Here is a 26118-nt window from a genome sequence, read left to right as displayed (position 1 = left end):
CTAGCTTCCCCACTCAACCGCTAACGGCCGTAAGGTTACGAGAGTTAGGAAGCCCATGGGCCCCTCGACCGCGCCCGATCCGGACCCCGGCCACCCGCGCCGCTGGGCGGCCCTGGCCGCCCTCTGCTCCTCGCTGGTGGTCGTCACCATCGACAACACCGTGCTCAACACCGCCCTGCCGGCCCTCGCCACGGCGCTGCACGCCTCCACCGCCGACCTGCAGTGGATCAACAACGCCTACACCCTGGTCTTCGCCGCGATGCTGATCACCGCGGGCGGGCTCGGTGCCCGCTTCGGCCAGCGCCGCTCGCTGATCGCCGGCCTGACGGTCTTCGCGCTGGCCTCGGCGGTCGCCGCCAACGCCGACTCGGCGGCCCAACTGATCGCCCTGCGCGCGGTGATGGGGCTGGGCGCGGCCTTCGTCATGCCGGCCACGCTGTCCACCATCGTGTCGCTGTTCGGCGAACGGGAACGGCCCAAGGCCATCGCCATCTGGTCCGCCACCGCCGGACTCGGCATCGTGATCGGCCCGATCGCCGGCGGCCTGCTGCTCGAACACTTCTCCTGGGGCAGCGTGTTCTGGATCAACGTGCCCCTGGTCGCTGCGGCCCTGGCCGCCGCCGTCGCCCTGATCCCTGCGCTGCCGGGCCGCCGGACCGGCCCGCTCGACGTCCTCGGCCTGCTGCTGTCGGCCACCGGCCTGGCCGCCTTGGTCGACGTGATCGTCCGTGGCCCGGAGCGCGGCTGGCTCTCCTCGGCCACACTCGTCGAGGCCCTCGCGGCGGCCGTGCTGCTGGCCGGGTTCGCGCTCTGGGAGCTGCGAGCCGCCCAGCCGATGGTCGACATCCGGATGTTCGCCGTGCGCGCGGTCAGCGTCGCGGGCGCGGTGCTGGCCGTCACCTTCTTCGCCCTGTTCGGCCTGCTGTTCGTCTTCACCCAGTACCTCCAGCTGGTGCACGGGTACAGCCCGCTGGGCGCCGGCCTCGGTGCGCTCCCGTTCGCCCTGGCGATGGCGGCCACCGCCGCCACCAGCGACCGCACCACGGCCCGGATCGGCGCCCGCAGCTCCATCGCCGGCGGCCTCACCCTGATGGCGCTCGGCCTCGCCGGGGTCTCGCTGGTCCGGGTCGACACCCCGTTCGCCCTGCTCTCCGTCGCCATGGCGGTGGTCGGCGCGGGCATGGGCCTGATCATGGCCCCGGCCAGCGCGGCGGCCGTCGCCGCCCTGCCCCGGGAGAAGGCGCCGATGGCGAGCGCGCTCAACGGCGTGGTCCGCGAACTCGGCGGCGTCCTCGGCATCGCGGTGGTCGGCACCGTGGTCTCCGCCTCCTACCGCGACCACCTGCGCACCGCGCTGCCGTCGGCCCCGCCGCCCGCCGACGCGGACCTCCCCTCCGCCCACGTGGTCGCCGCCCACCTCCCGCCGGCGCAGGGCGGCCGCCTGGTGGACGCCGCGAACCAGGCCTTCACCACGGCCATGCACAGTGGCACCTGGACCTGTGCCGCGATCGCCCTGTCGGGCGCGGCCGCCGCCCTCGTCCTGCTCCGCCGCCCGGCCCCGGCCGGCGGACCCGCGACCCCGGCCGCCAGGACCCCGGTGGATCAGTACAGCTAGCCCACCCCCGGAGCGGTGGACCGGTCCGGCGGCTCACGGCTCCGCGCCCGGGGCCACGCCCAGCCGCCGCCGGATCCGCGCGATCCGCTCGGCGGCCTGGGCGCCGTCCGTTCCGCCACGCTCCACCCGGCGCCGCAGCCGGTGCTCGACGGCCGAGGAGGGCGTGAAGTCCGGCCACTTGCGCCACTCCCCGGTGCCCCGGCGCCGGAAGCGGGTCTCGGAGTCGTCCGACGTGCCCCCGTAGGCCCGGATCCGGTGCGGCGCCGGCTGCTCCGTGCGGCGCAGCTCCTGGTGACGGTCCTGCCGGGCGCGGGGGACGTTCCTGCGCGAGGACTTGTCGTTCTCCCCGTGCAGCCCCCGACGGTCCTTCGGACAGCTGAGCCGTTTCTTCTCCTGCGGCGTCCTGCGCACCACGCGAATCGCCCCCTTCTCCCGCCGGATGCCAGGCACCGGCGGGAGAAGGGGGCGAACGATTTCCGGCGAACCGCGGTGCGGCCCGGGCTACTTGGCGTCGCGCTCGGCCAGGAAGGCCTCGACCTTCGCGCGGATCTCCGGGGTGTCCAGACCGCGGACCGTCATGGTGGTGCGGCGGCGCAGCACGTCGTCCACGGTGTACGCCCACTCGTTGTCGGCGGCGTACGCGACCTGGGCCCACACGTCGGGGCCGTCGGCGTGGATCGGCTCGCCGAGCTCCGGACGCTCGGCGATCAGGCGGGCGATGTCGAAGGAGAGCGTGCCGTAGTGGCTGGCCAGGTGCTTGGCGACCAGCGGCTCCATCCGGGAGCCGGCCTCGCGGTCCATCAGCAGCCGGTGCGCGACCGCGTTCGGGGCGCCGATGCCGGGCAGCGGCACGGTCGCCGGGAACGGCGAGACGTCCTCGGCGAAGCCGGTGCCGGGGACGTGCTTGAGCTTCTCCAGCACGGTGCGGCCGATGTGCCGGTAGGTGGTCCACTTGCCGCCGGCCACCGACAGCATGCCGCCGCGGCCCTCGGTGACCACGGTCTCGCGCTTGGCGGCGGCGGTGTCGCCGGGGCCGCCGGGCAGCACCCGCAGGCCGGCGAAGGAGTAGGTGATCAGGTCCCGGTCGAGGTGCTCGTCGCGGATCGCGTGGCCGGCCTCGTCCATGATCTGGTCGATGTCGGCCTCGGTGGCGCGGACGTCCTGCGGGTCGCCGGTGTACTCCTCGTCGGTGGTGCCGAGCAGGACGTGGTCCTCCCACGGGATGGCGAAGGAGACGCGGTACTTGTCGATCGGGATGGTCAGCGCGGCGCGCCACGGGGTGCGGCGCTTGACGACGACGTGCGCGCCCTTGGAGAGGCGGATCGACGGCGCGGCGCCGGCGTCCTCCATCTTGCGCAGGTGGTCGACCCAGGGGCCGGTGGCGTTGAGCACCAGGCGGGCGCTGACGCCGAACTCGGTGCCGTCCAGGCGGTCCCGCAGCTCGGCGCCGGTGACCCGGGTGCCGGTGAAGCGCAGGCCGGTGACCTCGGCGTGGTTGAGCGCGACGGCGCCCGCGTCGACGGCGGCGCGCACCGTCATCACGGCGACCCGGGAGTCGTTCATCTGGTGGTCGCCGTAGACCGCGACGGCCTGCAGGCCCTCGGTGCGCAGCGCGGGCACCTGCTGCGCGGCGTGCGCGGCGGTGGAGACCCGGCCCATGCCGTCGCGGAAGGCGGACAGCGCGGAGTAGAGGAAGACGCCGGCGCCGAGCTTGGGGGCGCTGTGCGGGCCGCCCTTGTACACCGGGACGAAGAAGGTCAGCGGGTTGACCAGGTGCGGGGCCACGTCGGTGGCGAGCGCGCGGCGCTCCTTGTGGTTCTCCGCGACCAGCTTCACGGCGCCGGTCTGCAGGTAGCGCAGACCGCCGTGGACGAGCTTGGAGGAGGCGCTGGAGGTGGCGCCGGCGAAGTCGCCGGCGTCGACCATGGCGACCTTGAGACCGGCCTGGGCGGCGGTCCAGGCGGTGGCGGTACCGAGGATGCCGCCGCCGATCACCAGCAGGTCGTAGGTGGCCTTGCCCAGCAGTTCGCGGGTCTCGGCGCGGGAGGCGGTACGGCCGGCGGTGCGCTCGGCGCCCAGGGTCGGGATGGTTGCCATGGTGTGGTTACGGCGGCGCGGGTCGGGCGGCGCCGTTTCTCCTCTCGGTGTGCGGTGCGGCCTGGTGCTGCAGGCCGGTCGGCCCGGTGCGGCGGGCCGTGTTCGAAAACCGGAACGACCGGCCGGGGCCCGTGGCCCCGGCCGGTTGCCCGGTCAGCTCTGCTCGTCCTCCTCCACCCAGCCCATGGTGCGCTCCACGGCCTTGAGCCACTTCTTGTACTCCCGCTCCCGGGTGGCCTCGTCCATGCGGGGAGTCCACTCGGCGGCGCGGTGCCAGTTGGCCCGCAGGGTGTCCAGGTCGGGCCAGAAGCCGACCGCGAGGCCGGCCGCGTAGGCCGCGCCGAGGGCGGTGGTCTCGGCGACGTACGGGCGCTCGACGGGAGCGTCCAGGACGTCGGCGATGTTCTGCATCAGCAGGTTGTTGGAGGTCATGCCGCCGTCGACCTTGAGGGCCGTCAGCTCGACGCCGGAGTCCTTCTGCATGGCGTCGACGACCTCGCGGGTCTGCCAGGCGGTGGCCTCCAGGACGGCGCGGGCCAGGTGGCCCTTGGTGACGTACCGGGTGAGACCGGCGATCACACCGCGGGCGTCGGAGCGCCAGTACGGGGCGAACAGGCCGGAGAAGGCCGGTACGAAGTAGGCGCCGCCGTTGTCCTCGACGGTGTTGGCCAGGGTCTCGATCTCGGCGGCGGTGGAGATGATGCCGAGCTGGTCGCGCAGCCACTGCACCAGCGATCCGGTGACCGCGATCGAGCCTTCCAGGGCGTACACCGGGGCCTGGTCGCCGATCCGGTAGCCGACCGTGGTGAGCAGGCCGTGGTACGAGTTGACGATCTTCTCGCCGGTGTTCAGCAGCAGGAAGGTGCCGGTGCCGTAGGTCGACTTGGCCTCGCCCTCGCTGAAGCAGGTCTGGCCGAACAGCGCGGCCTGCTGGTCGCCGAGCGCGGAGGCGACCGGCACGCCCTCCAGGTCGCCGACGGCGTTGCCGTAGACCTCGGCGGAGGAGCGGATCTCCGGCAGGACGGCCAGCGGCACGCCCATCGACTCGGCGATCTTCTCGTCCCAGGCCAGCGTGGCGAGGTTCATCAGCATGGTGCGGCTGGCGTTGGTCACATCGGTGATGTGCTTGCCGCCGTTCACCCCGCCGGTGAGGTTCCAGATCACCCAGGTGTCCATGGTGCCGAACAGGATGTCGCCGGCCTCGGCGCGCTCCCGCAGGCCCTCGACGTTGTCCAGCAGCCAGCGGATCTTCGGGCCGGCGAAGTAGCTGGCCAGCGGCAGGCCGGTCTCGCGGCGGAAGCGGTCCTGGCCGACGTTGCGGCCCAGCTCGCGGCACAGGCCCTCGGTCCGGGTGTCCTGCCAGACCAGCGCGTTGTGGACGGGCTCGCCGGTGTTCTTGTCCCACAGGACGGTGGTCTCGCGCTGGTTGGTGATACCGATCGCGCGGATGTCGTCCTTGGTCAGCCCCGCCTTGTCCAGAGCGCCGCGGACCACCGACTGGACGCGGGTCCAGATCTCGGCGGCGTCGTGCTCGACCCAGCCGGGCTGCGGGAAGATCTGCGAGTGCTCCTGCTGGTCGACGGCGACGATCCGGCCGTCGGCGCCGAAGATGATGCAACGGCTGGAGGTCGTGCCCTGGTCGATCGCGGCGATGTAGTTGCCGGCGGCGTTGCCAGTGGTGGTCATAGGGTCCTCGGCTCGGGATGAGGGATTCGGGGTGGGCGGGCCTGACGTGAGGTCAGTCCCCGGGAGCGGGAGAGGGGCAAACCCCATTCGGCGCTACCCGGTCAGAAGGCGAGGTGGTAGAAGCCACCCGCCAGCAGGCCGCCGATGACCGGGCCGGCCACCGGGATCCACGCGTAGGACCAGTCGGAGCCGCCCTTGTGGGGGATGGGCAGCAGCGAGTGGACGATGCGCGGGCCGAGGTCGCGGACCGGGTTGATCGCGTAGCCGGTCGGGCCGCCGAGCGACAGGCCGATACCGACGACGGTGAGTGCGACGATCAGGATGCCGGTGCCGGACAGGCCCAGGCCCTTGGTGAGGCCCTGGGTCAGGATCGCCAGGCAGAGCACGAAGGTGCCGATGATCTCGGTGAGCAGGTTCTGGAACGTGTTCCGGATCTCCGGACCGGTCGAGAAGATGCCGAGCGTCGGTTCCTCGTTGGCCTGGAACTGGCCGAGGTAGGTGGCCCAGACCAGAACGGCGCCGATCATCGCGCCGAGCATCTGGGAGCCGAGGTAGAGCGGCACCTTGTCCCACTCGCCGGTGTCGGTGGCGATGGCGAGGGTGACGGCCGGGTTGAGGTGCGCACCGGACTTGGGGGCCGACATGTAGGCGGCGATCAGGACCGCGAAGCCCCAGCCGAAGGTGATGGCCAGCCAGCCGGCGTTGATCGCCTTGGACTTCTTGAGAGTGACAGCGGCGCAGACGCCACCGCCCAGGAGTATCAGAGCAGCAGTACCGAGGGTCTCGCCGACAAAGATGTCGCCGTTGGAGAACGCGGACACACAGACTCCTTCGTCTGTCTGGCTCCTATGTCCGAATGGTCCGGAGCAAGGGTGGGGGAAGGCGGTACGGCTCCCGTCCCGGGGATTCGTACCGGGGGGCGGCTGGGCTGACCGCTGAGCGGGTGAGCGCCGGGGGAGTGCGGTTCAGTTCAACCATCGTTCGACATTGTCGACCGACATGCGGAAGCTTCCCTCTCCGGTCACCTCTGCGTCAAGGCCGGGTTATGCACCTGTGACTCATCGATCCTGCAGCCGTGCGCGCGGAGCGCGAAAAGCCATGGCGCGGGCAGGCCCACAGGCCTGCCCGCGCCATGGCGGAAGGGTCGTACGGAAGGACGGAGGAGGTCAGAAGCGCCCGGCGCCCAGGTCGCGGGAGATCGCCCGCGCCGCGCTGCGCACCGACGCGACCAGCGAGGGCTTCACGAAACCGTCCTCGCAGACCGTCTCCACCGCCCCCGAGATGCACACGGCGCCCACCGGATTGCGCCGCCGGTCCTGGATCAGCGCGCCGATCGAGGCCACCCCCTCCCAGGTCTCCTCGACCGAGTCCGCCCAGCCGCGCTCACGGATCAGCGCGCACTCGGCGTCCACCACGGCCGGGTCGGTCAGCGTGCGCACCGTGTACGACTGCAGCGGCCCCTCGCCCAGCTCGCCGCGCGCCACCGGGTCGTACGCCAGCAGCACCTTGCCCAGCGCGGTGCTGTGCAGCGGCTGCATCGAGCCGACCTCCAGCACCTGCCGGGTGTCGTCCGGGCGGAAGACGTGGTGCACGATCAGCACCCCCCGCTGGTGCAGCACGCCCAGGTACACCGTCTCGCCGGACGCGCGGGCCAGGTCGTCGGCCCAGACCAGGGCCCTGGCGCGCAGCTCGTGCACGTCCAGATAGCTCTGGCCGAGCCGCAGCAGCTCGGCTCCCAGCTGGTACTTCCCGCTCTCGGCGTCCTGCTCGACGAACCCCTCCTGCTGGAGGGTGCGCAGGATCCCGTGCGCCGTCCCCTTGGCCAGGTCCAGAGCCGTGGCCACCTCGGACAGGCCGAGCCGGCGCTCACCTCCGGCCAGCAGCCGCAATATCGCGGCGGCCCGGGAGAGCGACTGGATCGGGCCGGGCATCGGCTACCTCCCTGACAGACGGTCGACAATGTCGACCGCAAGAGTATCGCCATGAGTCTGCCAGGCCACAGGCCGTACGTGCACCTTTCCGGATCATCATCCCCGGACGGCGCGCGCCAGCTCCCCGATCTCCCGCTCACCGACCCGGCAGCACCCGCCCACCAGCCGCGCCCCGTCCGCCAGCCAGAGCGCCACCCGGCCGCCCCGGAATGTCGGCTCGCCCGCCCAGCCGCGCGCCCCCGCGTCCCACCGCTCACCGCTGTTCGGGTACACCACCACCGGCTTCCCCGACACCTCCGCCGCCAGCGGCACCGCCAGGTCCGCATCGGCGGGCGGGCAGCAGTTCACCCCCACCGCCACCACCTCCGGCGCCTCCGCCGCCACCGCGAACGCCTCGGCCAGCGGCTGCCCCGCCCGGGTCCGCCCGCCCGCCACACTGAACGACAGCCACACCGGCACCCCCAGCCCCCGCACCACCCGCAGCAGCGCCTCCGCCTCGTCCAGGTCCGGGACGGTCTCCAGCGCCAGTACGTCCGGCCCGGCCGCCGCCAGCACCTCCACCCGCGGCCGGTGCCACCGCTCCAGCTGCGCCACGCTCAGCCCGTACCGCCCGCGGTACTCCGACCCGTCCGCCAGCACCGCCCCGTACGGCCCGACCGACGCCGCCACCCAGCGCTGCGGCCCGGCCGACTCGGCCGCCGTCCGCGCCAGCGCCACACTCGACGCCAGCAGCCGGGCCGCCTCCGCCCGCCCCACCCCGCGCCGCGCGAACCCCTCGAAGCTCGCCTGGTAGCTGGCGGTGATCGCCACCTGGGCCCCGGCCCGGAAGTACCCGAGGTGCGCGTCCACCAGCGCCTGCGGCCGGTCCACCAGCAGCCGCGCCGACCACAGCTCGTCCGCCAGCACATAGCCGGCCGCCACCAGCTGGTTCGACAACCCGCCGTCCAGCACCAGCGGCCCGGCCGCGACGGCGGCGGCGAACGATCCCGGGGGAGAGGTGAGCACTCGGACCTCCTGGCGCAGCAGGGACATCCCCAGCCACTCTAGGCATGCCCGGCCGGCCCGTGCGCTATGTTGCGCTCACCCCGAGCACGACACCCGACCGCAGGAGACCCCATGCCCGCCGACACCTCCGCGGACCCGTCCGCGGACCGACCGGACGCCGAACAGGAGTGGCTCGCCGCCTACGACCCCCGCGCCTACGCCCCCGTCGCCGTCACCGTCGACGTGGTCGCCCTGACCCTCCGCGAGGGCGAACTCTGCGTCCTCCTCGTCGAACGCGCCGAACCCCCCTTCCAGGGCCACTGGGCGCTGCCCGGCGGCTTCCTCCGCGCCGGCCGGGAGAACCTCGAACAGGCCGCCGTCCGCGAACTGGCCGAGGAGACCGGCCTGCACGGCACCGAGGGCACCGCCGCCCTCGGCCGCGTCCACCTCGAACAGCTCGGCACCTTCGGCGACCCGGCCCGTGACCCCCGCATGCACGTGGTCTCCGTCGCCCACCTCGCCTTCGCCCCCGACCTGCCCGCCCCCACAGCCGGCACCGACGCGGCCGCCGCCGCCTGGCACCCCGTCCACACCCTCGACCTCACCGGCACCGGAGCCGACGGCCGTACCCCGCTCGCCTTCGACCACGCCACCATCCTCACCCACGGCCTCGACCGCGCCCGCGCCAAACTCGAGTACCGGCCCCTGGCCACCGCCTTCCTCGACCCCACCTTCACCATCCCCGAGCTACGCGCCGTCTACGAGGCCGTCTGGGGCGAGAAGCTGCACGCCGGCAACTTCCACCGCAAGGTGCTCTCCGTCCCCGGCTTCGTCGAACAGACCGGCACCACCAGCGACCGCGGCGGCACCCGCGGCGGCCCCCGCGCCCGCCACTACCGCGCCGGCGACGCCCGCCTCCTGCACCCCCCGCTGCTGCGCCCCGGCCGCGAGCAGCGGATCCCCTGACCCGGCGACCCACGCCGCACTACCATCCGTCCCATGACGAGCGCGCAGTCCCACCGCCCCAACTCCCACTGCCACTGGTGCGGCACGCCCTACCCGCCGAACACCGAGGGCTGGCCCCGCACCTGCCCCGGCTGCTCCGAGATCAGCTACCGCAACCCGCTGCCCGTCACCGTCGTCCTGCTCCCCGTCGACCGGCCCGACGGCACCCGCGGCCTGGTCGTCATCCGCCGCACCATCGAACCCGGCTACGGCGAGCTCGCCCTGCCCGGCGGCTACGTCGACTTCGGCGAGAGCTGGCAGCAGGCCGCCGCCCGGGAACTGCGCGAGGAGACCGGCATCGAGGCCGACCCCGCCGACGTCACCCTGGTCGCCACCGACTCCGACGCCGCCGGCGGCTTCCTCTGCCTGTTCGGCCTCCTCCCCGCCCGCGCCCTCGCCGACCTGCCGCCCTCCGTCCCCACCGAGGAGACCGACGGCTGGCAGCTCGCCGACCCCGGCACCCCGCTCGCCTTCCCCTTCCACATCCGGGTCTCCCGGGCCTGGTTCAAGGGCGAGTACGACCACCTTGTGGCCGACCCCCACTGACCAGCGCCTGCGAGTGGCGTGGCGGACCCTGGCGCGGCAGACGATCACATGGCATGGTCTGCTCCGTCAGCGTCCCTCGGGCGGGCCCGCCACAAGCACCGCCCGTCCCCACGTACCGGCCGGGAGACCACCACCGTGAGCACCCCACCCCAGGACCAGCCGCTCTGGCGCCCCGCCCCCGCCCGCGCCGCCGCCACCCGGTTGGTGGCCTTCCAGGCCTGGGCCGCCGAGCACCACGGAGCTCCGGCCGCCCCGCTCGCCCCGGCCGCCGACGACGAGCAGGCCGCCACCCGCTACGCGGCCCTGCACGCGTGGTCCACCGAGGACCTCGACCGGTTCTGGCAGGCCGTCACCGAGTACTTCGACATCCGCTTCGGCACCCCGCCCGAGGCCGTCCTCGCCGACCCGGCGATGCCCGGCGCCCGCTGGTTCCCCGGCGCCCGCCTCAACTACGCCGAGCACGCGCTGCGCCACGGCGAGAACCCCGCGCACGCCGCCGAACCGGCCATCCTGCACCTCGACGAGACCACCGCCGAGCCCGTCGCGACCAGCTGGGCCGAGCTGCGCCGCCAGGTCGGCGCCCTCGCCGCGGCCCTGCGCGCCCGCGGCGTCCGCCCGGGCGACCGGGTCGGCGCCTACCTGCCCAACATCCCGCAGGCCGCCGTCGCGCTCCTGGCCACCGCCGCCGTCGGCGCCGTCTGGACCAGCTGCGCCCCCGACTTCGGTGCCCGCAGCGTCCTCGACCGGCTCCAGCAGATCGAGCCCGTCGTCCTCTTCGCCGTCGACGGCTACCACTACGGCGGCAGGAACCACGACCGCACCGACGTGGTCGCCGAACTGCGCGCCGAGCTGCCCTCCCTGCACACCGTCGTGCACGTCCCGCTGCTCGGCGGCCGGGCCCCCGACGGCGCACTGGACTGGGCCGACCTGACCGCGGGCGACGCCGAGCCGGTCTTCGAGCAGGTCCCCTTCGAACACCCGCTCTGGGTCCTCTACTCCTCCGGCACCACCGGCCTGCCCAAGGCCATCGTGCAGAGCCAGGGCGGCATCCTGCTGGAGCACCTCAAGCAGGCCTCCCTCCACCTCGACCTCGGCCCCGAGGACCGCTTCCTCTGGTACACCTCCACCGGCTGGATGATGTGGAACTTCCTCATCGCCGGCCTGCTGGTCGGATCCACGATCGTCACCTACGACGGCAGCCCCGGCCACCCCGACACCGGCGCCTTCTGGTCGGTCGCCGCCCGCACCCGGGCCACCGTCGTCGGCACCTCCGCCGCCTACGTGATCGCCAGCCGCAAGGCCGAGCTCCACCCCGGCCGCGACCTCGACCTGTCCGCCGTCCGCTGCCTGGGCACCACCGGCTCCCCGCTGCCGCCCGACGGCTTCCAGTGGATCTACGACGAGGTCAAGCAGGACATCTGGCTCGCCTCGGTCAGCGGCGGCACCGACGTCTGCAGCTGCTTCGTCGGCGGCGTCCCCACCCTCCCGGTGTACCTCGGCGAGATCCAGGCCCCCTGCCTCGGCGCCGCGGTCGAGTCCTGGGACGTCCAGGGCAAGCCGCACACCGACGAGGTCGGCGAGCTCGTCGTCACCAAGCCGCTGCCCTCCATGCCCACCGGCTTCTGGAACGACCCGGACGGCACCCGCTACCGCGACAGCTACTTCGACATGTACCCGGGCACCTGGCGCCACGGCGACTGGATCACCGTCACCTCCCGCGGCACCGTGGTCATCCACGGCCGCTCCGACTCCACCCTCAACCGCCAGGGCGTCCGGATGGGCTCGGCCGACATCTACGAGGTGGTCGAGCGGCTCCCCGAGATCGCCGAGTCCCTCGTGATCGGCCTGGAGGAGCCCGAGGGCGGCTACTGGATGCCGCTGTTCGTCGTCCTCGCCCCCGGCGCCGCCCTGGACGAGGAGCTGATCGGCCGCATCCGCACCTCGCTGCGCACCGAGCTCTCCCCGCGCCACGTCCCCGACGAGGTCATCGCCGTCACCGGACTGCCGCACACCCTCACCGGCAAGCGCATCGAGGTCCCCGTCAAGCGCCTGCTGTCCGGCACCCCGCTCGCCCAGGCGGTCAACCCGGGTTCCGTCGACAACCTCGACCACCTGCGCTTCTTCGAGCGGCTCGGCCGCGAGCGCCGCTCCTGAACAGCGCGAAGGGGCGCTGCCAACCCCCACGGTGGCAGCGCCCCTTCTCCCTCACCCGTCCCGGGATCACTCCCCGGACAGCACCTGTTGCGCGGCGGCCCGCGCATCCTCGGCGGTGTCGGCGGCCCGCGCCGCCTCGGCCGCCCGCCGGCACTGCGCCAGCGTGTACTTGGCCAGCGCCGTCCGCACGTACGGGATCGACGCGGCGCCCATCGACAGGCTGGTGACACCCAGGCCGGTCAGCACACAGGCCAGCAGCGGGTCCGAGGCGGCCTCGCCGCACACGCCGCAGCTCTTCCCGACCGCCTTCGCCGCCTCGGCGGACAGCGCGATCAGGTCCAGCAGCGCCGGCTGCCAGGCGTCCTGCAGCCGGGCCAGCGCCCCGACCTGCCGGTCGGCGGCGAAGGTGTACTGGGCCAGGTCGTTGGTCCCCAGCGAGAGGAACTCGACCTCCTGCAGGATCGATCGGGCCCGCAGCGCGGCCGACGGGATCTCGACCATGGCACCGAACTTCGCGTCCAGCCCCGCCTCCCGGCAGGCATCCGCGAACGCCTTCGCGTCCACCCGGTCAGCCACCATCGGGGCCATCACCTCGAGGTGCACCGGCAGCCCCTCGGCGGCCTTCGCCAGCGAACGCAGCTGGGTCCGCAGCACCTCCGGGTGCTCCAGCAGGGTCCGCAGGCCGCGCACCCCGAGCGCCGGGTTCGGCTCGTCCGCCGGGGTCAGGAAGTCCAGCGGCTTGTCCGCGCCCGCGTCCAGCACCCGGACCACCACCCGGCTCTCCGGGAAGGCCTCCAGCACCCTGCGGTACGCCTCGACCTGCTTGTCCTCGGTCGGCGCCTTCGCCGAGTCGTCCAGGAACAGGAACTCCGTGCGGAACAGCCCCACGCCCTCCGCCCCGGCCTCCAGGGCCGCCGGCAGATCGGCCGGCCCGCCGATGTTCGCGAGCAGCGGCACCTTGTGCCCGTCCGAGGTGCGGCCGGGACCGGAGGACGCCGCCAGCGCCGCCTTCCGCTCGGCCGCCACCCGCCGCAGGGCCTCCTGCTTGGCGGCGCTCGGCTCCACCAGGACGTCGCCGGAGCTGCCGTCCACCGCCACCATGGTGCCCTCGGCCACGTCGGTGGCGCCCGGCAGCGCGACCACGGCCGGTACCCCCATCGCCCGCGCCAGGATGGCGCTGTGGCTGGTCGGCCCGCCCTCCTCGGTCACGAAGCCGAGCACGAGTGTCGGGTCCAGCAGCGCGGTGTCCGCCGGCGCCAGATCCCGGGCGAACAGCACGTACGGCTCGTCGCTGTCCGGCACTCCGGGCATCGGGACGCCCAGCAGCCGCGCCACGATCCGGTTGCGCACGTCGTCCAGGTCGGCGACCCGCCCGGCCAGGTAGTCCCCGGCCGACGCCAGCAGCGCCCGGTACGCGGCGAAGGCGTCGTACACCCCGCGCTCGGCGCTGCTGCCGACCGCGATCCGACGGCTGACGTCCGCCATCAGCTCCGGGTCCTGTGCCATCAGCGCCTGCGCCTCCAGCACGGCCTGCGCCTCACCGCCGGCCAGGTTGCCGCGGGCGATCAGGTCCGCGGCCACCGCGTCGACGGCCGCCTGCGCCCGGGCCTGCTCGCGGGGCGCGTCCTCGGTCGGGATCCGGGTGGCCGGCGGCTCCAGGACGGCCGTCCCCATGTGCCGGACCTGTCCGATCGCGACCCCGTGGCTGACGCCCACGCCGCGCAGCGACTGCTCCATCTCCTGAATTCCTCTCACCGCCGTCAGTTCCAGGTGAACAGTGCGCCGCCGACGGGTACGTCGCCGGCCTCGGCCACCGCGCTGAGCGCCTCGGCCGGCGCCTCCAGAGCGACGATCGGGGAGATCGGCGACTTCCCGGCCGCCTCGACCGCGGCCGGGTTCCACTTGATCACCGGCTGGCCGCGCCTCACCTGGTCGCCCTTGCTGACCAGCAGTTCGAAGCCCTCACCGTTCAGCTGCACGGTGTCGATCCCCAGGTGGGTCAGCACCCCGCGGCCGTTCTCGTCCATCACGACGAACGCGTGCGGGTGCATCGACACCACCAGACCGTCCACCGGCGCCACCGCCGCGGTGGGTTCACGCACCGGGTCGATCGCGGTGCCGGGGCCCACCATGGCGCCGGCGAAGACGGGGTCGGGCACGGCGGCGAGCCCGACGGCGCGACCGGCAAGCGGCGACGTCACAGTGGTCATGGTGGAGCCTCCCAGGTGCGGAGTACAGCGCGTGTGGCCGCGGAACAGCGGCTCGTACATCGACTGAAGCCTAAATTATGTCAACTTCGGACATCTCATGACATACCGCCAGGTTGCCCGAGGCCCGTGTGTGCGGTCCGTGTGGACGGCCGTGCACGAATCGAGCCGCAGCCCGGCGCCAGCCGGCCCGCGGGCACCCAAGTGGTCTAGTCCTCTTGGTCGACGGGCGGCACTCTACGGCATCGAGGTGAGTGCCGACGATCGCCCCGCCCGGCCCGGACGGGCGCCGCCGGTGCACCCGTCCGGGTGACATCCGGTGCGGCCCGATTAGGCGCTCCGCCGCCAGGCCGCTATGGTTGGCCGAGTCGCCGCGACACAGCGGTGAACAGAGCAAATCGGGAACGTAAAGATCCGGTTAAGACCGGGTAAACGGACTCTGGTAAGCTTGAAACACGAACGAAGCGCCCGGAGGGCCCGCTGGAAGGCGGTCCGAAGGAAGTGTCCGTTCCTTGAGAACTCAACAGCGTGCCAAAAGTCAACGCCAGATATGTTGACATCCCCGGCCGGTCCTTTCGGATCGGTTGGAGATTCCTTTAGTAACAAAACACTAGCGAGGACGCAGTGCGCGGGGCCGCCCTATTCCGGTGGTTGCCGTGCCGCTCAACGCGAGTGGTTACCGGATGACCGGTAGACATTCACGGAGAGTTTGATCCTGGCTCAGGACGAACGCTGGCGGCGTGCTTAACACATGCAAGTCGAACGGTGAAGCCCTTCGGGGTGGATCAGTGGCGAACGGGTGAGTAACACGTGGGAAATCTGCCCTGCACTCTGGGACAAGCCTTGGAAACGAGGTCTAATACCGGATATGACCTGTCCTCGCATGGGGGTGGGTGTAAAGCTCCGGCGGTGCAGGATGATCCCGCGGCCTATCAGCTTGTTGGTGGGGTAATGGCCTACCAAGGCGACGACGGGTAGCCGGCCTGAGAGGGCGACCGGCCACACTGGGACTGAGACACGGCCCAGACTCCTACGGGAGGCAGCAGTGGGGAATATTGCACAATGGGCGAAAGCCTGATGCAGCGACGCCGCGTGAGGGATGACGGCCTTCGGGTTGTAAACCTCTTTCAGCAGGGAAGAAGCGCAAGTGACGGTACCTGCAGAAGAAGCACCGGCTAACTACGTGCCAGCAGCCGCGGTAATACGTAGGGTGCGAGCGTTGTCCGGAATTATTGGGCGTAAAGAGCTCGTAGGCGGCCTGTCGCGTCGGATGTGAAAGCCCGGGGCTTAACCCCGGGTCTGCATTCGATACGGGCAGGCTAGAGTGTGGTAGGGGAGATCGGAATTCCTGGTGTAGCGGTGAAATGCGCAGATATCAGGAGGAACACCGGTGGCGAAGGCGGATCTCTGGGCCATTACTGACGCTGAGGAGCGAAAGCGTGGGGAGCGAACAGGATTAGATACCCTGGTAGTCCACGCCGTAAACGTTGGGAACTAGGTGTTGGCGACATTCCACGTCGTCGGTGCCGCAGCTAACGCATTAAGTTCCCCGCCTGGGGAGTACGGCCGCAAGGCTAAAACTCAAAGGAATTGACGGGGGCCCGCACAAGCAGCGGAGCATGTGGCTTAATTCGACGCAACGCGAAGAACCTTACCAAGGCTTGACATATACCGGAAAGCTGCAGAGATGTAGCCCCCTTGTGGTCGGTATACAGGTGGTGCATGGTTGTCGTCAGCTCGTGTCGTGAGATGTTGGGTTAAGTCCCGCAACGAGCGCAACCCTTGTTCTGTGTTGCCAGCATGCCTTTCGGGGTGATGGGGACTCACAGGAGACTGCCGGGGTCAACTCGGAGGAAGGTGGGGACGACGTCAAATCATCATGCCCCTTATGTCTTGGGCTGCACACGTGCTACAATGGTCGGTACAAAGGGCTGCGATGCCGCGAGGCGGAGCGAATCCCAAAAAGCCGGCCTCAGTTCGGATTGGGGTCTGCAACTCGACCCCATGAAGTTGGAGTTGCTAGTAATCGCAGATCAGCATGCTGCGGTGAATACGTTCCCGGGCCTTGTACACACCGCCCGTCACGTCACGAAAGTCGGTAACACCCGAAGCCGGTGGCCTAACCCGTAAGGGGAGGAGCCGTCGAAGGTGGGACCAGCGATTGGGACGAAGTCGTAACAAGGTAGCCGTACCGGAAGGTGCGGCTGGATCACCTCCTTTCTAAGGAGCACATAGCAGCTTCGGACGAATGTTCCGGAGTGCTCGCTCATGGGTGGAACGTTGACTATTCGGCACACACTGGTCCTGGGGACTGCGAGTACTGCTTCGGCGTGGAAAGCGAATCCTGGGGTTGGGTGTGTCGGGCACGTTGTTGGGTCCTGAGGGAACGGCCGGTTGGTCGTTGCTTCAGTGAGCCGGTCCTACTTGATGTCCGCCTGTTGGTGGGTTGATGGTGGGTGTCTGGTCGTTGTTTGAGAACTGCACAGTGGACGCGAGCATCTGTGGCCAAGTTTTTAAGGGCGCACGGTGGATGCCTTGGCACTAGGAACCGATGAAGGACGTGGGAGGCCACGATAGTCCCCGGGGAGCCGTCAACCAGGCTTTGATCCGGGGGTTTCCGAATGGGGAAACCCGGCAGTCGTCATGGGCTGTCACCCATACCTGAACACATAGGGTATGTGGAGGGAACGCGGGGAAGTGAAACATCTCAGTACCCGCAGGAAGAGAAAACAACCGTGATTCCGGGAGTAGTGGCGAGCGAAACCGGATGAGGCTAAACCGGAGTGGTGTGAGACCCGGCAGGGGTTGCCACTTCGGGGTCGTGGGAAAGTTCTTCAGTCGTCTGCCGGCGGCTGGGTGAGTCAGAAACCGTATGGGTAGTCGAAGGACATGCGAAAGGTCCGGCGTAGAGGGTAAGACCCCCGTAGACGAAACTTGTACGGCTCACTTGAGCTTCTCCCAAGTAGCACGGAGCCCGAGAAATTCCGTGTGAATCTGGCGGGACCACCCGCTAAGCCTAAATATTCCCTAGTGACCGATAGCGGATAGTACCGTGAGGGAATGGTGAAAAGTACCGCGGGAGCGGAGTGAAATAGTACCTGAAACCGTGTGCCTACAAGCCGTGGGAGCGTCGGATGTGCAGCTTGCTGTGTGTCTCGTGACTGCGTGCCTTTTGAAGAATGAGCCTGCGAGTTTGCGGTGTGTAGCGAGGTTAACCCGTGTGGGGTAGCCGTAGCGAAAGCGAGTCCGAATAGGGCGGTTGAGTTGCATGCCCAAGACCCGAAGCGGAGTGATCTAGCCATGGGCAGGTTGAAGCGCGGGTAAGACCGTGTGGAGGACCGAACCCACCAGGGTTGAAAACCTGGGGGATGACCTGTGGTTAGGGGTGAAAGGCCAATCAAACTCCGTGATAGCTGGTTCTCCCCGAAATGCATTTAGGTGCAGCGTCGTGTGTTTCTTGCCGGAGGTAGAGCACTGGATAGGCGATGGGCCTCACCGGGTTACTGACCTTAGCCAAACTCCGAATGCCGGTAAGTGAGAGCACGGCAGTGAGACTGTGGGGGATAAGCTCCATGGTCGAGAGGGAAACAGCCCAGAACACCGACTAAGGTCCCTAAGCGTGTGCTAAGTGGGAAAGGATGTGGAGTCGCAGAGACAACCAGGAGGTTGGCTTAGAAGCAGCCACCCTTGAAAGAGTGCGTAATAGCTCACTGGTCAAGTGATTCCGCGCCGACAATGTAGCGGGGCTCAAGTACACCACCGAAGTCGTGTCATTCACATATATAGGCCCAACGGCTGTGTGGATGGGTAGGGGAGCGTCGTGTGCCGGGTGAAGCAGCGGAGGAATCCAGTTGTGGACGGTACACGAGTGAGAATGCAGGCATGAGTAGCGATACAAGAGTGAGAAACTCTTGCGCCGATTGACCAAGGGTTCCTGGGTCAAGCTGATCTGCCCAGGGTAAGTCGGGACCTAAGGCGAGGCCGACAGGCGTAGTCGATGGACAACGGGTTGATATTCCCGTACCCGCTTTGAAGCGCCAACGTCGAACCTCTTGATGCTAAGCCCGTGAAGCCGGCCCGGAGTCTTCGGACAAAGGGACGTGGTGGAGCCGGTGACCCAACAGGGTAGTAGGTGAGCGATGGGGTGACGCAGGAAGGTAGTCCAGCCCGGGCGGTGGTTGTCCCGGGGTAAGGGTGTAGGCCGAGTGATAGGCAAATCCGTCACTCATTGAGGCTGAGACCTGATGCCGAGCCGATTGTGGTGAAGTGGATGATCCTATGCTGTCGAGAAAAGCCTCTAGCGAGTTTCATGGCGGCCCGTACCCCAAACCGACTCAGGTGGTCAGGTAGAGAATACCGAGGCGTTCGGGTGAACTATGGTTAAGGAACTCGGCAAAATGCCCCCGTAACTTCGGGAGAAGGGGGGCCATTCCTGGTGACGAGTCTTGCACTCCGAGCTGGGGGTGGCCGCAGAGACCAGCGAGAAGCGACTGTTTACTAAAAACACAGGTCCGTGCGAAGCCGTAAGGCGATGTATACGGACTGACGCCTGCCCGGTGCTGGAACGTTAAGGGGACCGGTTAGTCACATTTCGGTGTGGCGAAGCTGAGAACTTAAGCGCCAGTAAACGGCGGTGGTAACTATAACCATCCTAAGGTAGCGAAATTCCTTGTCGGGTAAGTTCCGACCTGCACGAATGGCGTAACGACTTCTCGACTGTCTCAACCATAGGCCCGGTGAAATTGCATTACGAGTAAAGATGCTCGTTTCGCGCAGCAGGACGGAAAGACCCCGGGACCTTTACTATAGCTTGATATTGGTGTTCGGTTCGGCTTGTGTAGGATAGGTGGGAGACTTTGAAACCCAAACGCCAGTTTGGGTGGAGTCGTCGTTGAAATACCACTCTGGTCGTGCTGGATGTCTAACCTGGGTCCGTGATCCGGATCAGGGACAGTGTCTGGTGGGTAGTTTAACTGGGGCGGTTGCCTCCTAAAGAGTAACGGAGGCGCCCAAAGGTTCCCTCAGCCTGGTTGGCAATCAGGTGTTGAGTGTAAGTGCACAAGGGAGCTTGACTGTGAGACTGACGGGTCGAGCAGGGACGAAAGTCGGGACTAGTGATCCGGCGGTGGCTTGTGGAAGCGCCGTCGCTCAACGGATAAAAGGTACCCCGGGGATAACAGGCTGATCTTCCCCAAGAGTCCATATCGACGGGATGGTTTGGCACCTCGATGTCGGCTCGTCGCATCCTGGGGCTGGAGTAGGTCCCAAGGGTTGGGCTGTTCGCCCATTAAAGCGGTACGCGAGCTGGGTTTAGAACGTCGTGAGACAGTTCGGTCCCTATCCGCTGTGCGCGTAGGAGTGTTGAGAAGGGCTGTCCCTAGTACGAGAGGACCGGGACGGACGAACCTCTGGTGTGCCAGTTGTCCTGCCAAGGGCATGGCTGGTTGGCTACGTTCGGGAGGGATAACCGCTGAAAGCATCTAAGCGGGAAGCCTGCTTCGAGATGAGCACTCCCACCTCCTTGAGAGGGTAAGGCTCCCAGTAGACGACTGGGTTGATAGGCCGGATATGGAAGCCCTGTGAGGGGTGGAGTTGACCGGTACTAATAGGCCGAGGGCTTGTCCTCAGTTGCTCGCGTCCACTGTGTTGTTCTGAAACAACGACCCCAGCCAGGTTTGGTCACATGGCTGGTGCGGTTGACAGTTTCATAGTGTTTCGGTGGTCATAGCGTGAGGGAAACGCCCGGTTACATTCCGAACCCGGAAGCTAAGCCTCAAAGCGCCGATGGTACTGCAGGGGGGACCCTGTGGGAGAGTAGGACGCCGCCGAACAATCTTTCAGAGAAGCCCCTCACCTTCCCAGGTGGGGGGCTTCTTTGCTGTATGGTCAATGCCGCACAAGTTGTCGTGAGCACCAGGAGGCCCCCAGGTGGAGGTCCAGGAGACGCGTGTCCAGACGGACCGCGTCCTCACCATTCCCAACCTGCTGAGCATGGGCCGGCTGGTGGGAGTCCCGGTCTTCCTGTGGCTGATTCTCTGGCCGGTGTTCGGGGGACCGAACAACGACGGCTGGGCGGTCGCGCTGCTGATGGCGAGCGGGGTGAGCGACTACCTCGACGGGAAGCTGGCCCGCCGGTGGGGGCAGATCAGCCGGCTGGGACAGATCCTCGACCCGGCCGCGGACCGGCTGTACGTGCTGTCGACGCTGATCGGGCTCACCTGGCGGGGGATCCTGCCGTGGTGGGTGACGGCCGTCCTGCTGGCGCGCGAGGTGTTCATCGGGGCGCTGCTGCCGATCCTCGCCCGGTACGGGTACGGGCCGCTGCAGGTGAGCTTCCTCGGCAAGGCGGCCACCTTCAACCTGATGTACGCCTTCCCGCTCCTCCTCCTGGGCAACGGTGACAGCTGGATCTCCCGGACGGCCGGGGTGGTCAGCTGGGCGTTCATCTGGTGGGGCACGGTGCTCTACTGGTGGGCGGGCATCCTGTACGCGGTGCAGGCCGGCCGGATCGTCAAGGCGGCACGGGCCGCAGCCGCCTGACCCGGGGCCGTGGACCGAGAGGTTTCACACGGCCCACACGGTGCGTCGGACGGTTTGATCCGGGTAGACAACCTCTTGAACGGTTTGATGGATCCAGAGGGTCCACCACCGAGAAGGAGGACGCACCCGCAATGAAAGCCGTTGTGATGGCAGGCGGGGAGGGCACCCGCCTCCGCCCGATGACCTCAAGCATGCCGAAGCCGCTCCTGCCGGTCGCCAATAGGCCGATCATGGAGCACGTGCTGCGGCTGCTCAGGAAGCACGGCCTCTCGGACACCGTCGTCACCGTCCAGTTCCTGGCCTCACTGGTCAAGAACTACTTCGGTGACGGCGAAGACCTGGGTATGCACCTCACTTATGCCAATGAGGAAGTCCCGCTGGGTACGGCGGGCAGTGTCAAGAACGCCGAGGACGCGCTCAAGGACGACTCGTTCCTGGTGATCTCCGGCGACGCGCTGACCGATTTCGATCTTTCCGAGCTGATCGCGTTCCACAAGGCCAAGGGCGCGATCGTCACCGTATGTCTGACACGCGTGCCCAATCCTCTGGAATTCGGCATCACGATCACCGACGACGAAGGCCGGGTCGAGCGCTTCCTGGAGAAGCCGACCTGGGGCCAGGTGTTCTCCGACACGGTGAACACCGGCATCTATGTGATGGAGCCCGAGGTCTTCGACTATGTCGCGGCCGGCGAGTCGGTGGACTGGTCGAGCGACGTCTTCCCCCAGCTCCTCAAGGAGGGCAAGCCGGTCTACGGCTACGTGGCCGAGGGCTACTGGGAGGACGTCGGTACGCACGAGAGCTATGTGAAGGCCCAGGCCGACGTGCTGGAGGGCAAGGTCCAGGTCGAGCTGGACGGCTTCGAGATCTCGCCGGGGGTGTGGATCGCCGAGGGTGCCGAGGTGGACCCGGAGGCCATCCTGCGGGGCCCGCTGTACATCGGCGACTACGCCAAGGTGGAGGCCGGGGTCGAGCTGCGTGAGCACACGGTGCTGGGCAGCAACGTCGTGGTGAAGCGCGGGGCGTTCCTGCACAAGGCGGTGATCCACGACAACGTCTACATCGGGCCGCAGAGCAACCTGCGCGGGTGTGTGGTCGGCAAGAACACCGACGTCATGCGCGCGGCCCGGATCGACGACGGGGCGGTGATCGGTGACGAGTGCCTGATCGGCGAGGAATCGAACATCGCCGCCAACGTCCGGGTCTACCCGTTCAAGACGATCGAGGCCGGTGCGTTCGTCAACACCTCGGTGATCTGGGAGTCGCGCGGCCAGGAGCACCTGTTCGGGGTGCGCGGCGTCTCCGGCGTGCTGAATGTCGAGATCACCCCGGAACTGGCGGTCCGGCTGGCGGGGGCGTACGCGACGACGCTCAAGAAGGGCGCGACGGTCACCATCGCGCGTGACCACTCGCGTGGTGCGCGGGCACTCAAGCGGGCGATGATCTCCGCGCTGCAGACCAGCGCGATCGACGTCCGTGACCTCGAGAACGTGCCGATGCCGGTGGCCCGGCAGCACACGGCCCGCGGCAGTGCCGGCGGCGTGTTCCTGCGGACCACGCCCGGAGTGCCGGACTCGCTGGACATCCTGTTCTTCGACGAGCGGGGCGCCGACCTGTCGCAGGCCAAGCAGCGGAAGCTCGACCGGGTGTACTCCCGGCAGGAGTTCCGGCGGGCCTTCCCCGGTGAGATCGGCGACCTGCTGCACCCGTCCAGCGTGTTCGACTCGTACGCGGGCAACCTGCTGCGGGCGGTGGACACCACGGGTGTCCGGGAGGCCGGGCTCAAGGTGGTGGTGGATGCCGCGCACGGCAGTGCCGGGCTGGTGCTGCCCAGCATCCTGGGCCGGCTGGGGGTCGAGGCGCTGACCGTCGACAGCGGTCTGGACGAGTCCAGGCCGACCGAGGATGTCGAGGAGCGTCGGGCCGCGCTGGCGCGCCTGGGCGAGCTGGTGGCCTCCTCGCGGGCCGCCTTCGGGGTGCGCTTCGACCCGGTCGGCGAGCGGGTGTCCTTCGTGGACGAGCTGGGGCGCGTGATCGACGACGACCGGGCGCTGCTGGTGCTGCTCGACCTGGTGGCGGCCGAGCGCCGCAGCGGTCAGGTGGCGCTGCCGGTGACCACGACGCGGATCGCCGAGCAGGTGGCGGCGTACCACGGGACCCAGGTCATCTGGACGTCCACCTCGCCGGACGATCTGGCCAAGGCCGCCACCACCGAGGGCACGGTGTTCGGCGGGGACGGCCGCGGCGGGTTCGTCGTGCCGGAGTTCAGCGGTGTGCTGGACGGCGCCGCGGCGTTCGTCCGGCTGGTGGGGCTGGTGGCCCGGACGCAGCTCACGCTCAGCCAGATCGACGCGCGGATCCCGCAGGCGCACATCCAGCGTCGTGACGTCGCCACCCCGTGGGCGGCCAAGGGCATGGTGATGCGCTCGGTGGTGGAGGCGGCCGGCTCCCGCCGGCTGGACACCACGGACGGCGTGCGCGTGGTGGAGCCCGACGGGCGCTGGACGCTCGTCCTGCCGGACCCGGCCGAGGCCGTCACCCACCTGTGGGCCGAGGGCCCGGACGACCAGGCGGCCCAGCAGCTGCTGGAGGAGTGGGGTGTGGTGGTCGACTCCGCGGGCCGGTAGGACCGGATGTCGCGGGTACGGCGGGGTGGAACGGCGAGGCGGCCGTGCCACCCCGTCGGCCTGCCCGGGAGATGTCACGATCCGGTCCTGATTCCCATCCGCCATGTGGGGGTAGGTCGTACGCCCGGTCGGGCACATGGGACGATGTCCCGCATGCCAGCAACGCCGACGCCGAGTGACCGGGACGGACGCTTCGCCCGTCCGGACGCCTCGATGTCCCTGCTGACCACGGTGATGGACCACAGCCTGGACGACGGCTACGCCGAGGCTGCCAGGGCCAGCGGCATGGAGGGGACCAGCCGCCTGCCCTCCACCCTGCGGGGCCGGCTCACCCTGGCACTCGGGCTGGCGCTGGCCGCGACCGTCGTCACGGTGGGTGCGGTGACCTCGCACGAGGCCGAACCGACGCTGGCCAAGGAGCGCGACGCACTGGTCCACCGGATCAAGGACGCCACCGGCGCGGCGGACGGTCTGCAGAAGCAGGTCGGGCAGCTGCGCGACAAGGTCGAGACCACCCAGCAGGACGCCCTCCGGGCCGGGGACGACGGCGGACTGGGCGCGCTGGCGGCCGAGACCGGGACGGGTGAGATCAGCGGACCCGGGGTGAAGCTGGTCATCGAGGATGCGAGCAGCACCAACGGTGGCGGCAACATCAGCAACCCGCGCGAGGCCGAGGGTTTCCGCAACTCCGGGCGCCTCAGGGACCACGATCTGCAGCTCGTCGTGAACGGCCTCTGGCAGGCGGGCGCGGAGGCCGTCGCGGTCAACGGACAGCGGCTCACCGCGCTGTCCGCGATCAGGGCGGCGGGCGACGCCATCCTGGTCGACAACCGGCCGCTGGTGCCGCCGTACACGGTGCTGGCGATCGGCGACGGCAAGCAGCTCAGCCAGGCCTTCCAGGACAACCAGGCCGGCCGCTACCTGAGGATCATCCAGGACAGCTACGGCATCAAGTCGAGCATCTCGGTGCAGAAGAACCTGCAGCTGCCGGCGGCCCTGGGCGTCACACTCCGGTTCGCCCGGCCGGACACGCCCGAGACCGCGTCGCCGTCCCCCTCGCCCTCGCCGTCCGAGCCCTCGCCGTCCGCGCCCGTGTCACCGTCCCCCTCGGCGCCGTCCGCGTCGTCCTCCGCGGCGAAGCCCACGCGGAGCCCCAAGCCGTCGGGCACCAAGAACGCCACCGCATCGTCCACCGCAGGGACAGGAGTTCCAACACCGTGATTGCCGTACTGGGTCTCGTGATCGGCGTGGTCGTCGGCCTCTTCGTACAGCCCGAGGTCCCCGACGCCGTGGTGCCCTACCTGCCGATCGCGGTGGTGGCGGCGCTGGACGCCGTGTTCGGTGGTGTACGGGCGATGCTGGACGGGATCTTCAACGACAAGGTGTTCGTGGTCTCCTTCCTCTCGAACGTGGTCGTCGCGGCGCTGATCGTCTTCCTCGGCGACCAGCTCGGTGTCGGATCGCAGCTGTCCACCGGTGTGGTGGTCGTGCTCGGTATCCGGATCTTCTCCAACGCGGCGGCCATCCGCCGGCACGTGTTCAGGGCGTAGGGAGCGCAAGGCGTGGACAAGGACGACAAGCCCGACATGCGACCCGACCTGCCCGAGGACGAGCCGGACACCGCCGGGGTGCCCGAGCAGGCCGCCGACAGGCCCTTGCAGGAGCAGCAGGACCGTGAGCCGGCGAAGCCCGAGGCCGCGCCTCGGAGTGAGCCGGTCGAGGAGCCGACGGCACAGGAGCCCGCCGCAGCCGCGCCCGAGGCCGGGCCTGCGGCGCAGCCCGAGCCGGTGCCCACCGAGCCGGTGCCCGCCGCGGAGGCGTCCGTCGCGCAGGTGTCCGAGGCGAGCGGGGAGAGAACCGCCTCCGCGCCGCCCGCCGACGGCCGGCGGCGGATGCGGGCCGCCCTGTGGCCGCCGCGGATCTCCCGGGGGCAGCTGGTGGTGGCGGTGCTGCTGTTCTCGCTCGGGCTCGCGCTGGCCATCCAGGTCCGGTCGACCAACGACCATGATCAGCTGCGCGGCGCACGGCAGGAGGATCTTGTCCGCATCCTCGACGAACTGGACAGCCGTCAGCAGCGTCTCCAGCAGGAGAAGACGCAGCTCGAGCAGTCGATGGCGCAGTTGGAGAACAGCTCCAACCAGGCCAAGGAGGCTCAGGAGCAGACCAGGAAGAAGAGCGCGGAATTGGGTGTTCTGGCAGGTACGGTCCGGGCGACCGGGCCGGGGATCGTGCTGACCATCGATGATCCCCAAGGGCAGGTGAAGGCAGATATGCTGCTTGACACCCTGCAGGAACTGCGAGCGGCGGGGGCGGAGGCGATTCAGATCAACGATGTTCGAGTGGTGGCCGGTACCTATTTCACCGACGGGGCGTCGGGCGGTGTGCAGATCGACGGCAAGGCCGTGTCGCAGCCGTTCCGTTTCACCGTGGTCGGCAACCCGCAGGACCTGACCCCTGCCCTGAACATTCCGGGTGGTGTGGTGCGGACGCTGGAGAACCACCAGGCGCGCGCCACGATCACCCAGCAGCAGAAGGTCGTCGTCGACGCTCTCGCCGCGCCCGGGCAACTGCAGTACGGCAAGCCGGCGGCGAAGTGACGGGGCGGATTTCGGACGGCCCGTCAACTCCCGCCAGGACCCGGTGGCGGCTGTCCGCCGACGGTCGGTCACACTGGGACACAGCACACGCTCGGTACCTGCCCGATTTCGGGTGCACGTCCGGTCCGA

17 protein-coding genes and 3 rRNA genes are annotated in these 26118 nt (G+C 69.2%); 12 read left to right on the top strand and 8 right to left on the bottom strand.

The features are described 5' to 3' along the window. Positions 1-55: 55 nt before the first annotated feature. Complete coding sequence (locus tag OG871_RS08290; RefSeq protein ID WP_371495502.1) at positions 56-1615, top strand: DHA2 family efflux MFS transporter permease subunit; 1560 nt, start codon at positions 56-58, stop codon at positions 1613-1615. A 33-nt stretch (positions 1616-1648) separates the two neighbouring features. On the opposite strand, the gene OG871_RS08285 is transcribed toward OG871_RS08290, so the two are convergent. The 6 genes from OG871_RS08285 to mmuM all read right to left on the bottom strand — a co-directional run bounded on the left by OG871_RS08285 (position 1649) and on the right by mmuM (position 8361). Next, on the bottom strand, positions 1649-2029 hold the full coding sequence (locus OG871_RS08285) for a hypothetical protein (protein ID WP_371495500.1): 381 nt from the start codon (positions 2027-2029) through the stop codon (positions 1649-1651). 87 nt (positions 2030-2116) lie between these two features. Continuing rightward, positions 2117-3712, bottom strand: coding sequence for a glycerol-3-phosphate dehydrogenase/oxidase (locus tag OG871_RS08280; protein ID WP_371495498.1), 1596 nt, complete (start codon positions 3710-3712; stop codon positions 2117-2119). Positions 3713-3865: 153 nt separating this feature from the next. After that, positions 3866-5398 carry a glycerol kinase GlpK gene (gene glpK / locus OG871_RS08275; protein ID WP_371495496.1) on the bottom strand — a complete coding sequence of 511 codons (1533 nt, stop codon included), beginning with the start codon at positions 5396-5398 and terminating at the stop codon, positions 3866-3868. Positions 5399-5499: 101 nt separating this feature from the next. After that, entirely contained in the window at positions 5500-6219 is a 720-nt protein-coding gene (locus OG871_RS08270) for an MIP/aquaporin family protein (RefSeq protein ID WP_371495494.1), read from the bottom strand. Positions 6220-6564: 345 nt separating this feature from the next. Continuing rightward, positions 6565-7329, bottom strand: a complete 765-nt coding sequence (locus tag OG871_RS08265) for an IclR family transcriptional regulator (RefSeq protein WP_371495492.1) — start codon at positions 7327-7329, stop codon at positions 6565-6567. Between the two features lie 96 nt (positions 7330-7425). Then, positions 7426-8361, bottom strand: a complete 936-nt coding sequence (gene mmuM, locus OG871_RS08260; RefSeq protein ID WP_371495490.1) for a homocysteine S-methyltransferase — start codon at positions 8359-8361, stop codon at positions 7426-7428. Positions 8362-8445: 84 nt separating this feature from the next. On the opposite strand from mmuM, the gene OG871_RS08255 reads away from it, so the two are divergent. The 3 genes from OG871_RS08255 (at position 8446) to OG871_RS08245 (ending at position 12018) form a co-directional block, all read left to right on the top strand. After that, positions 8446-9279: an NUDIX domain-containing protein gene (locus OG871_RS08255; protein ID WP_371495488.1), complete on the top strand. Its 834-nt coding sequence runs from the start codon at positions 8446-8448 to the stop codon at positions 9277-9279. A gap of 33 nt (positions 9280-9312) precedes the next feature. Then, the gene (locus tag OG871_RS08250; protein ID WP_371495486.1) at positions 9313-9864 is read left to right on the top strand and encodes an NUDIX domain-containing protein; all 552 of its coding nucleotides are present in this window, start codon (positions 9313-9315) and stop codon (positions 9862-9864) included. A gap of 135 nt (positions 9865-9999) precedes the next feature. Beyond that, complete coding sequence (locus OG871_RS08245; protein WP_371495484.1) at positions 10000-12018, top strand: acetoacetate--CoA ligase; 2019 nt, start codon at positions 10000-10002, stop codon at positions 12016-12018. Between the two features lie 66 nt (positions 12019-12084). Here the strand turns inward: OG871_RS08245 and ptsP are convergent, their stop codons facing one another. Further along, complete coding sequence (gene ptsP, locus OG871_RS08240) at positions 12085-13755, bottom strand: phosphoenolpyruvate--protein phosphotransferase (protein ID WP_371495482.1); 1671 nt, start codon at positions 13753-13755, stop codon at positions 12085-12087. 23 nt (positions 13756-13778) lie between these two features. Beyond that, complete coding sequence (locus OG871_RS08235; protein WP_371495480.1) at positions 13779-14228, bottom strand: PTS glucose transporter subunit IIA; 450 nt, start codon at positions 14226-14228, stop codon at positions 13779-13781. Positions 14229-14922: 694 nt separating this feature from the next. Here OG871_RS08235 and OG871_RS08230 point away from each other — a divergent pair. The 8 genes from OG871_RS08230 (at position 14923) to OG871_RS08195 (ending at position 25989) form a co-directional block, all read left to right on the top strand. Beyond that, positions 14923-16445, top strand: a 16S ribosomal RNA gene (locus tag OG871_RS08230). A 283-nt stretch (positions 16446-16728) separates the two neighbouring features. Further along, positions 16729-19851 (top strand): 23S ribosomal RNA (locus OG871_RS08225). Positions 19852-19939: 88 nt separating this feature from the next. Beyond that, positions 19940-20056, top strand: a 5S ribosomal RNA gene (gene rrf, locus OG871_RS08220). The 16S, 23S and 5S rRNA genes sit together here, the layout of an rRNA operon. A 97-nt stretch (positions 20057-20153) precedes the next feature. Beyond that, a complete protein-coding gene (locus OG871_RS08215; protein ID WP_371495477.1) occupies positions 20154-20765 on the top strand; it encodes a CDP-alcohol phosphatidyltransferase family protein in 612 nt (203 codons plus the stop codon). A gap of 131 nt (positions 20766-20896) precedes the next feature. Further along, the gene (locus tag OG871_RS08210; protein WP_371495476.1) at positions 20897-23392 is read left to right on the top strand and encodes a sugar phosphate nucleotidyltransferase; all 2496 of its coding nucleotides are present in this window, start codon (positions 20897-20899) and stop codon (positions 23390-23392) included. Positions 23393-23545: 153 nt separating this feature from the next. Further along, entirely contained in the window at positions 23546-24613 is a 1068-nt protein-coding gene (locus OG871_RS08205; RefSeq protein WP_371495474.1) for a DUF881 domain-containing protein, read from the top strand. After that, positions 24610-24942: a small basic family protein gene (locus OG871_RS08200; RefSeq protein ID WP_033825430.1), complete on the top strand. Its 333-nt coding sequence runs from the start codon at positions 24610-24612 to the stop codon at positions 24940-24942. The genes OG871_RS08205 and OG871_RS08200 overlap by 4 nt, the downstream gene beginning before the upstream one ends. A 12-nt stretch (positions 24943-24954) precedes the next feature. After that, on the top strand, positions 24955-25989 hold the full coding sequence (locus OG871_RS08195; RefSeq protein WP_371495472.1) for a DUF881 domain-containing protein: 1035 nt from the start codon (positions 24955-24957) through the stop codon (positions 25987-25989). The last annotated feature ends 129 nt before the right edge of the window (positions 25990-26118 follow it).

The sequence above is a fragment of the Kitasatospora sp. NBC_00374 genome, assembly GCF_041434935.1.
GTDB lineage: Bacteria > Actinomycetota > Actinomycetes > Streptomycetales > Streptomycetaceae > Kitasatospora.
Note: the sequence above shows the minus strand (reverse complement) of the source record. Positions and strands in the feature narration are given on the sequence as shown.